Annotated in this window: 1 protein-coding gene; it reads left to right on the top strand. The window is 40.9% G+C overall.

The window, feature by feature from the left end:
- The first annotated feature begins 110 nt into the window (after positions 1 to 110).
- Positions 111 to 1,424, top strand: a complete 1,314-nt coding sequence (locus tag DXD06_RS16885; protein WP_117833211.1) for an IS30 family transposase — start codon at positions 111 to 113, stop codon at positions 1,422 to 1,424.
- The last annotated feature ends 208 nt before the right edge of the window (positions 1,425 to 1,632 follow it).

The raw sequence follows: 1,632 nt of genomic DNA, 5'->3' as shown, positions 1-1,632 counted from the left end.
CCATCCATTTATACAGTGGAATTCTCTTCTGCACAAGTGGAGTTTAATCTTTCATATCATAAATGGTATGCTCATGTTGGCCTTCTGACAGCAGTAGAAGGAGAACTAGCATGAGCAAATATATTCCCGGTAATCAAAAACATCTTACTCTCGAAGATCGCAAATACATTGAAAAATCCCTAAACGCTGGCTGTTCTTTTAAGGACATTGCAAGATATCTTTGTAAAGATCCAACAACAATCTCAAAAGAAATCAGGCTGCACAGGCTCAGCGACTGGTATCACAAAGGCTGTTTTAACAATGCACATAACTTTTGCGTCCACAGATATCATTGCAAAAAAGTCAATGCCTGTGGCAAGATCATTCTCTGCGGTGTCAAATGTACCACCTGTCCAACCTGCAACCAGACATGTCCGGACTTTGTCAAAGAACGATGTAACCGACTCGATAAAGCACCTTATGTGTGTAATGGTTGTCCAAAAGCAATCAATCACTGCACGATTGCCCACAAATACCGCTATGATGCTATTTTTGCTGACCGCAAATACAAAGAATGTCTTTCACAGTCCAGGGCCGGTATAAACATGACCAGACACGAACTGCATCAGAAAGATATGGTCATCACGCCCCTGATTTTTCAGGGCCAGTCTCCATATCAGATTATAACGAATCATCCAGAACTCGATATGTCCGTGAGAACTCTATATTCTTACCTTGATAAAGGAATCCTGTCCGCAAGAAACATCGATCTGAAACGTCAGGTAAAATTCAAACCCCGCAAAGTACACAAGACCCAGATCAAAGACAGATCCGTTTTTATCAGACGTATGTTTTCTGATTTTCAAGCCCTTGAACTTGACCATTTTGCTGAAATGGATACCGTTCACTCATCACAGGACTCAAAGCGTGTCATCCTGACATTCTTCTTAACCCGTGAAAAACTGTTTCTTGCATTCATTATGAACAGATGCACCAAAGGTGCCGTAAAACTTGTTTTTAACAAGTTGGAACACCAGCTTGGCACATATGATTTTTTAACCTTATTCAACACGATTCTTACGGATCGCGGATCCGAATTCGGAGATCCGGAGTCTCTCGAAAACGGCATTAATGGCATTATGCGGTCAAGCATCTATTACTGTGATCCGATGAGAAGCGGTCAAAAAGGCGGCATCGAACAGGCACATACCATGCTTCGAATGATTCTTCCTAAAAAGACCAGCTTTGAATATCTCACCCAATGGGATTTAAGAACTATCGTAGACCACATAAATTCAACCCCAAGAGAAAGCCTTGGTGGTCGAACACCGTATGATGTAGCACTTGAAAACTATGGTATAGACATCTTAAAAGCACTTCAGCTTAGGCCGATTCCACCCGATGAGGTCAATCTGACGCCTAAGCTGATACGCTTTAACCACTAACTTAGCATAAAAATCTGCTGTCAGGCTGGAACTTAACAATTCACATTTTTTGAATGCGGCCTGTGGAATTTAGTTTCGCACAGAAACTATCCAGAGGCTTGTTTGCCATGCCTGAAAGTAAGATGTTTTATGGAAAGTTAATCTAATTATAGCAGTTTTATAAGGATTTAGCCTCCCACAATTCTAAAAAATCAAAGAATTTTAAAGC

The organism is Roseburia sp. TF10-5, from assembly GCF_003462365.1.
Lineage (GTDB): Bacteria > Bacillota > Clostridia > Lachnospirales > Lachnospiraceae > Roseburia > Roseburia faecis.
The sequence above is the reverse complement of the archived record's forward strand: the minus strand, read 5'-3'. Positions and strand labels throughout refer to the sequence as shown.

Coding starts and splice junctions, on each gene's coding strand:
- DXD06_RS16885 (WP_117833211.1), top strand. CDS start 111: ATGAGCAAATATATTCCCGGTAATCAAAAACATCTTACTCTCGAAGAT.